This is a genomic window from Acidovorax sp. HMWF029 (assembly GCF_003060895.1).
Taxonomy (GTDB): Bacteria; Pseudomonadota; Gammaproteobacteria; order Burkholderiales; family Burkholderiaceae_C; genus Acidovorax.
On the sequence record NZ_QAIH01000094.1, the window covers coordinates 44,689 to 51,019 of the forward strand.

6 protein-coding genes are annotated in these 6,331 nt (G+C 60.8%); 4 read left to right on the forward strand and 2 right to left on the reverse strand.

Annotation, left to right across the window (positions count from 1 at the left end; genetic code table 11):
* Positions 1 to 102: 102 nt before the first annotated feature.
* Together DBR12_RS06050 and DBR12_RS06055 are read right to left on the reverse strand one after the other, a co-directional pair.
* On the reverse strand, positions 103 to 1,401 hold the full coding sequence (locus tag DBR12_RS06050; protein WP_108616436.1) for a Y-family DNA polymerase: 1,299 nt from the start codon (positions 1,399 to 1,401) through the stop codon (positions 103 to 105).
* Positions 1,402 to 1,421: 20 nt separating this feature from the next.
* The gene (locus DBR12_RS06055) at positions 1,422 to 1,868 is read right to left on the reverse strand and encodes a LexA family transcriptional regulator (protein WP_057228325.1); all 447 of its coding nucleotides are present in this window, start codon (positions 1,866 to 1,868) and stop codon (positions 1,422 to 1,424) included.
* A 36-nt stretch (positions 1,869 to 1,904) separates the two neighbouring features.
* Here DBR12_RS06055 and DBR12_RS06060 point away from each other — a divergent pair, with 36 nt between their 5' ends.
* The 4 genes from DBR12_RS06060 to DBR12_RS22315 form a co-directional block, all read left to right on the forward strand.
* On the forward strand, positions 1,905 to 2,612 hold the full coding sequence (locus tag DBR12_RS06060) for an SOS response-associated peptidase (protein ID WP_108616437.1): 708 nt from the start codon (positions 1,905 to 1,907) through the stop codon (positions 2,610 to 2,612).
* A gap of 110 nt (positions 2,613 to 2,722) precedes the next feature.
* Entirely contained in the window at positions 2,723 to 3,415 is a 693-nt protein-coding gene (locus tag DBR12_RS06065) for a hypothetical protein (RefSeq protein ID WP_108616438.1), read from the forward strand.
* A gap of 1,175 nt (positions 3,416 to 4,590) precedes the next feature.
* Positions 4,591 to 5,754 (forward strand): cytochrome-c peroxidase, encoded by a 1,164-nt coding sequence (locus DBR12_RS06075; RefSeq protein ID WP_108616440.1) that lies wholly within the window; start codon positions 4,591 to 4,593, stop codon positions 5,752 to 5,754.
* Between the two features lies 1 nt (position 5,755).
* On the forward strand, positions 5,756 to 6,331 hold a 576-nt coding region (locus DBR12_RS22315), incomplete at its 3' end, for an NHL repeat-containing protein (protein ID WP_199226639.1).

Below are 6,331 nucleotides of genomic sequence, written 5' to 3' on the forward strand. Positions count from 1 at the left end.
CTTTGGTGTCGCCCGGTTCACTTGTTCAACAATGAAGCGTTTAAAACGCGTCCCACGTCATCAGCACCCGCGCCGCACGAAGTGCCACCACCATGGTCTAGTTCATGCTCTAGCCACTGGCACATCCTCCCACCGCGTCGTGTACTGCGGCGTACGCCTCTCCTGCTTCATCCCCCAGTCCTTGCCCTTGTTGGTGCCCCCTGTGGCACCTGAATGCACGGTGCCCTTACCATACCGCTGGTTGAGCGCATCCAGCGCCACCATTAGCTGCGTACGGTCCCGGTGGTCCTCATCCTCCAGATCCAGCTCGCCCTGCAGGACATTGCCCGGCACCAGGTCCAGCAACATCACCCCAGCCTTGGCCATCTTGTAGCCAGGCTCGTACATGCGACGCATGCCCGCTGTGGCCGCCCACACCAGCTTTCCCGTGTCGGCCGTAGGCCGGCGCAGGGGCACCACCACTGACTTGTTGAAGCGCGGGCCGGGCCGGAACGGCGAGGTGTGGCAGAACACCAGCAGCTGGCTGGCCAAGCTGCCTTGCTTGCGCAGCTTCTCGGCCGCGCGGCTGGCGAATTCGCTCACGGCCTCGACCAGTGGCGGCAGCTCGGTCACCGCCTGGCCGAATGACCGGGTGCAGGCAATCTCTCTCTTGGGCTCGGGAGCGTCATCCAGCTCGATGCACTGCATGCCCTGCAGCTCGCGCACGGTGCGTTCCAGCACCACGCTCCAGCGCCTGCGCACCATGGCCGGGTCCAGCCGGGCCAGGTCCAGGACGGTATGCACCCCACACTGGTGTAGCTGCGCGCCGATCTTGCGGCCCACGCCCCAGACTTCTTCCACCAGCGTGCTGGCCAGCACATCGTCCAGGTCCTGGGCGGGTAGGGCGGTCAGGTTGCACACCTGGGCCAGCTCGGCCGGGTAGCTCCCCGGTTTGCGCTCTGCCGTCTTGGCGATATGGTTGGCCAGCTTCGCCAGTGTCTTGGTGTGACCGATGCCGATGCCGCAGGGGATGCCCACCCACTGGTGGATGCGGGCGCGAATGGCGTGGCTGCGTGTGATCAGGTCGCCCCGTAGCCCCTGCAGGCCGACAAACGATTCATCGATGCTGTAGATCTCCTGCGAGGGGCCCAGACCCGCCGCCAGGCTCATCATCCGGTTGCTCATGTCGCCGTACAGCGTGAAGTTGGCACTCAAGGCCACCAGGCCGTGGGTCTCTTCCATGTGCCGTATCTGGAACCACGGCGCCCCCATCTTGATGCCCAGGGCCTTGGCCTCATTGCTGCGGGCGATGGCGCAGCCGTCGTTGTTGCTCAGCACCACCACAGGGCGGCCGTTGAGGCTGGGGCGGAACACCCGCTCACAGCTCACGTAGAAGTTGTTGCCATCCACCAGCGCATACATGCTGGCCTCCGTCTATCAGATCAGGTGAGAAACAGCTTCACGCACCCACTCACCACACCCCATACCTCAATGGTCTGGCTGTCGCGGGGGATGATGTCGGGATAGGTGGGGTTGGCCGCGCGCAGCTTGATGCGACCGGCTCGCTGGTGCAGATACTTCACCGTGCATTCGCCGTCCACAATGGCCACGACGATGCTGTTGTGCTTGGGCTTGATCGCCCGGTCCACCGCGATGATGCTGCCGTCCTCAATGCCCGCGTCCCGCATCGAGTCGCCACGCACGCGCCAGAAGTAGGTGGCCTGGGGGTGCTTCACCAGTAGCTGCATGATGTCCAGCCGTTCGACCACAAAGTCATCGGCAGGCGATGGAAACCCCGCGCGCACGCTCACCCCACACAGGGGCAAGGCCAGCGACTGCGCCGCCGTGTCGTACGGCACGGGTAGCGGGGAATTCCAAAGACTGTACATATTTACAGTATAGCTCCCTGCTGCCAGAATGTTGCCATGTGTACCTACTACGAGGTCCCGGGCCGTGAGCAGCTGGTGCTGCACTTCGGTGACGTGCCCGAGGAAGAGTGGCGCGACAAGATGAGCCCGCTCTACCGAGGGCCGTTCCTGCGGGCCAAAGGCGGGGTAGGGCGCGAGCTGGTGGTAGGGCAGTGGGGCATGATCCCGCCGAACTCGAAGACCCACATCCCCACCGGCAAGGACGGCAATCGCCTGAGCACCGTCAACGCCCGCCGTGAAGGCGTGGCCAAGTCATGGACCTACGGCGGCCCCTGGCGCAAGGGGCAGCGCTGCATCATCCCGGCGCAGTTGTACGTCGAGCCGTACTGGGGGACCGGCAAACACATCCCCTGGCAGTTCGAGCGGGCCGACGGCGAGCCCTGGGGCCTGGCGGGCCTGTGGAGCGAATGGACCGACCCGGCCACGGGCGAGGTGCTGCCCAGCTACACCATGATCACGCAGAACTGCGACGACGTGCCGGTGCTGAACTTGATGCACAGGGCTGACCCCAAGCGCGCGCCCGACAAACAGGACAAGCGCACGGTGGTGCCGCTGGAAAAGGGGGATTGGGATACCTGGCTGCGCGGCACCGTGGAGCAGGCCGAGGCGCTGATCAAGGTGCCGCAGCTGGAGCTTTTTGTGCACCGGGCGAGGGATCCGGCGCAGCAGGTAGAGTTACCTGTCGAGTCGGCGTGGTCGGCGTGACCCAGCCCTTGACCAGCTTTGCTCCCTGGCAACGACGGGATGCTGCGGGACCTTGCAATTGCGCCAGCGCCATTGGTGGGTCAGAATGACTAGTAGAAGAGGGGAGGGGCATGGACTTCGAGAGCAAGCTTGTCAAGGGTTTGGATGCGGCGCTGAAGACATGGAGCGAGTCGCCCAATGCGTTCTCGGTTGCGCGCAACGGCGGCGCCGAACTGGCCATCCGATCATCGCTGCTGTACGAGCTCGAATGCAAGACGGGGTGCATAGCTTTCACTGAGGCTGGAGGCAAACGCGTCGACATCGTCCTATGCAAGGGGGCCGACCGCGATGGCATGTATCTGATTGAGCTCAAGAACAATATCCTGCACAAGCATCAGCAGCGCTATATCAAGAGTTCACGCGACAGCGCGTGCGAGCAACTTTTCCCGGAAAACCTGAATGGGCTAAAGGTGGAAGGACGGTTCTACGTGCATCTGATCGTGGGCCTGGTGGACAGACGGGATTCCCGAAAACCGGCAGACTCCGCATTCCTGGGGGTATGCAATAACATCTTGCCGGAATACAAGCGATTCCAGTTCCCGAAGGATCTCTGCTCCCAACTGAAGCTGGCCAAGACCAAACTTCAGAATCTAGAGCCTCGGTCGTACAGCATTGCTGCACCAGACAAAGGTCCCGCCGCAAGGGCTCCGGCTCACGCGGTTTTGCACTGCTGGCTTGTCTCAGTGAAATCCCCAGAAACAGGCAATTTCGAGGCAGTGAAGGAATGGACTCCAAGGTTCGCGCAAGACCCCTATGCGGATTGAGTCGCCCCGGATTCTCTGGACACTTTTGAGCCATTGGGAATAGCGTCGTTCGAGCTCTACCGGCGAAGTATCTTCGGTAGTGCCGTGGCGCCGGTTTGGGTTGTAGATGATCTCGAAAGTAGAGGTCTTCGCCCGGCCACGCTTTGACGCGAATCAGGCCCGCCCCCGTATTCAGCCACAGATGCCAGTTGCCGTCAGCATAAAAGCTCAGCGACGAAATAGCCCGCCCATAGTGGTTGGGCACATCGAGACACGGAATCTAAGCGAGTTCAGTGAGTGAGATCTGATCCATGACTGACGTTGGCAGCACGAACGCACGCAAACAAGCCACTTTCAGTGCTGCGTACCGTCAATAAAAAGGTCGAAGTTTGAACTACCTGGCTCCGATCAGCCTTGAATAGCGCAATCTCACTTTGGGCATTACGTTTGCAAAATGCGAAGGCATTGTGACGTAGCTCGCCGAAAGCGGGCGGACCGATGTAAGAACTTGCCGCCGCGCCGGGTTGATGTAGGAGTATGAGCACGCCGTGCTCTGCTCGCGGATTAAACCTGCATCGACGTCACAATTGACCTCGAGATTGCATGAGGCAGGGCAGGAACGGCTCCAATCCACTAGCAGTTGGGACTGCTCGTTGACCAGCCAGACCGGATTTCCGAGACAGCAAGCGGAGCGATCTGCGGGAACTCGCGAGCTGCCTGAAGTGTTGTCAAGCACATCACATTTACAGTTTAATTAAGCATCGAGAGGGGCTCAAGATGGTTAATAAATACTCGTGGCACTTGGTCGCCATAGGTGTGTTGGCCTGTGGGACTGCGGAGGCAAGCACTCTGTCCGGGGTATCGGCTGATGGAGCTTGGCACGTCGACGCTATCTTCGCAGACGAGCAAGGGCGCCAGGTCGACCGGGACAACATTCGGTCCAATGTCCTCTATCGTGCGGAACTGACAGTTAGGCCCGCTTCCGACAAGGCGGCTTGTCCTGGGCGCGTAGCTTTCGACGCCACGATGCCTGCGCATTACCACGGCATGAGCACCACTGCTAAGGTCAGCGGGGCAGCATGCAAATACGTCGTCAGCGGCGTCTACTTCCAAATGAAGGGCGCATGGGAGCTGTATGTTGATTTGGTCCGGGGACCCGTTGTCTCTCGTGCCACTTTTCCCATCGAGCTAGCGAAATGAGAGGGCTACTAACGGTTCTCGTGGGCCTTGGCGCGGCGCTGATTGCTGGAGTAGCTCTCGCAAACGGCAGCGATGAGCCCTGGGAACCTGCCTGCCCACCAGAGCGTGCGTGTCCCTCCAAGGAAACCGTTGAGCTCGGCCGAGCACTGTTTCTCAGTTCTGCCATCTCACCGGCGAGGCGCTCGTGCGCGACCTGTCATGAGCCGACGCACGGCTATGGCGCCAGTGCGGCGACTACGCTCAAGTTCAAGGACCTGCCGCGGTCAATTCCCTCGTTGCTGAACCTGTCGCATCAGCGGTGGTTCTTCTGGGACGGGCGGGCCGACCAGCTCTGGCAGCAGGCAGTGGGGCCGCTCGAAAGCGAAGCAGAGATGAATTCGCACCGGCTGTTCATGGTTGCCGCAGTGGTGTCCAACACTAAACTACGGACATCGGCAATGGCTGGCGGAGCCTTAGGTTCACGGGAGCTCGTCGCGCTTCGCGCCGCTCTTGGACACTCAACCGCCTCAGCCTGCGTGAACAATGAAAGCTGCGAGCGGGCTTGGCAGACCCTGCCCCGCGATCAGCGTGCCGTCGTCGAAGCTATTGCGCATAAGCTGTTGTTGTCCCTCGCCGCTTTCCAAGTCTCGCTCAAATCGCGGTGGACTGCATATGACGACTATATGGCGTCAGGAAAAGGACTGTCAGAAAGGCAACTGCGCGGGATGAAGCTGTTCTTCGGGGAAGCAAGGTGCTCATCGTGCCACTCTGGCCCTGCGATGACTGATGCCGGCTTTCACAACCTCCTTCTTCCTTCTCCGCCGGGTCGAGCTCGCGAAGATCCGGGTCGGTTTCGTGGCATCCAGCATCTTCGGGCGCTAGCGGCCAGTGGCGACATGGGTTACGTCCCGAGCGAAATTGCTATGCACCTCGACTTGAACAACTCCGTCTGGGGACAGTTCAAGACCCCGAGCATCAGGAACCTCGAGGGCCGCTCGGAGTTCATGCACAACGGCGTCTACAAGAACCTCCGCGACGTCCTTGGTTACTACAACACGCTCGCCGATGCGCAGGTTGTGCATCACCATCAGAATGCACTGTTGGCCCCCCTTAATTTCAAGGAAGACCAACTCGAAGATCTCGAGGCGTTCTTGAGAATTTTTACGAGAAGGAGGGATTGACATGAGAAGCCAAATCTTGGTGTTCGCGATGTTCCTGACAGCGGCCGTGCGCGCTGGCGACCTTCCAGCTCCGCCCGAGGAGGCGAAATACCCGAACATTCTGAGACCTCTCCACCAATTCGGCGGTGCGTTCGGTTCCCTCCCCGGTCAGTTCAACGACGTAACGGCTGTGACTTGGGTCAGTGATGAGAGCGTCGCTGTTGCGGACACACTAAATCACCGCATTCAGGTGGTGTCGACCAATGGCCGTCCACTCATGTCGCTCGGGGGCTATGGCGCGGAAGGTGGCCGGCTCAATAGCCCGCGTGGCGTGGCGCTGGACAGCAAGGGCCGATTCGTCGTCGCAGATACCGGAAACCAGCGCGTTTCGGTGTTCGGTGCAGACGGCAAGTACCAGTACTCGTTCGGCGCATTTGGTACTGGCCAGGGTTTCTTCAATGAACCGTCCGCGGTGGTCATTTCCCACGGCGAGATCTTTGTCGCTGATACGAACGGCCGCCGGGTCCAGGTCTTCGACGAGAGTGGGGCGCACTTACGAACAATAGGACGCAGCAAAGCAGGCAAGCCGCTGTTGCAG

Coding starts and splice junctions, on each gene's coding strand:
- DBR12_RS06050 (WP_108616436.1), bottom strand. CDS start 1,401: ATGTATGCGCTGGTGGATGGCAACAACTTCTACGTGAGCTGTGAGCGG.
- DBR12_RS06065 (WP_108616438.1), top strand. CDS start 2,723: ATGGACTTCGAGAGCAAGCTTGTCAAGGGTTTGGATGCGGCGCTGAAG.
- DBR12_RS06055 (WP_057228325.1), bottom strand. CDS start 1,868: ATGTACAGTCTTTGGAATTCCCCGCTACCCGTGCCGTACGACACGGCG.
- DBR12_RS06060 (WP_108616437.1), top strand. CDS start 1,905: ATGTGTACCTACTACGAGGTCCCGGGCCGTGAGCAGCTGGTGCTGCAC.
- DBR12_RS06075 (WP_108616440.1), top strand. CDS start 4,591: ATGAGAGGGCTACTAACGGTTCTCGTGGGCCTTGGCGCGGCGCTGATT.